The organism is Oleiphilus sp. HI0067, assembly GCF_001635735.1.
Genome location: NZ_LWFI01000597.1, coordinates 1 through 928, shown reverse-complemented (window position 1 = coordinate 928; position 928 = coordinate 1). Strand labels below are relative to the sequence as shown.

Below are 928 nucleotides of genomic sequence, written 5' to 3'. Positions count from 1 at the left end.
AAAACACAACGAAAGCAGGGTCAGAACCTTATCAAAATAGCCAGACCTACTATTATTGCAACTAATCTACACTGGTCTTTTAAAACATTTTCGCTGTGCGAAACGACGTTATTCAATACTTTGCGGACGATTTCCATCAGATAATTGAGGTGCGAGAGCTTCAAAACAATACTTATGCGCTAAGCGAGCAGTACAGCATTGAATACATTGCGATACTTATATGGATTGATACTCTTGGGTGTGAGCACAAATCAAACGAGTACTTACAAATGAGAGAATACGAGGCGATGTATCAGTGGTACCAAGATTCCCTCAAAAAGCCATCAAAAATCAGACTTAAACAAGTCTCAGCATTGATTAGAAAAGAGTCATTGCGGCTATAAATGATATGTTATATCGTGAACATCCTTACGACTTAAGTAGTTCTAATGAGCCAAATAAACAAGATCATCAATAGCGCCGAGCAACAGTGTAAAGCTAAAGGCGTTCGCTTAACCGATAAGCGAAAACAAGTCCTCTCTGCGTTGATTGAATCAAAAAAAGCACTCTCTGCTTACGAGCTTGTTGATTACCTCAAAGATGAATTTAAAGCCCCTCTGCCCGCGATGTCAGTGTATCGTATTCTTGATTTCCTTCAGACAGAGCAACTTGTTCATAAGCTCGACATTGCCAATAAGTATGTTGCCTGCGCGCATATTACCTGTGGGCATGATCATGGTACCCCGCAGTTTTTGATTTGTAATAACTGTAATAGCGTTACCGAAGTCGTGATTCCCAATGACATTATTCAGCAACTCCAAAACAATGTTACCGATGCGGGCTATACACTAGAAAGTACCCAAATCGAAATGAGCTGCCGTTGCCCAGTATGCAACGCACAGACTGCCTAACTTTCGCGGACTAAACACCTTTGCAAGACAGTAATCAT

2 protein-coding genes are annotated in these 928 nt (G+C 40.8%); both read left to right on the top strand.

Features of this window, described 5'->3' with window-relative positions:
- Window positions 1-95 precede the first annotated feature (95 nt).
- Window positions 96-383, top strand: coding sequence for a hypothetical protein (locus A3739_RS06795; RefSeq protein WP_068500827.1), 288 nt, complete (start codon window positions 96-98; stop codon window positions 381-383).
- A gap of 45 nt (window positions 384-428) precedes the next feature.
- Window positions 429-890: a Fur family transcriptional regulator gene (locus tag A3739_RS06790; RefSeq protein ID WP_068500824.1), complete on the top strand. Its 462-nt coding sequence runs from the start codon at window positions 429-431 to the stop codon at window positions 888-890.
- Window positions 891-928 lie beyond the last annotated feature (38 nt).

Excerpts from the sequence above, each read along its gene's own strand:
- A3739_RS06790 (WP_068500824.1), top strand. The coding sequence starts at position 429 with ATGAGCCAAATAAACAAGATCATCAATAGCGCCGAGCAACAGTGTAAA.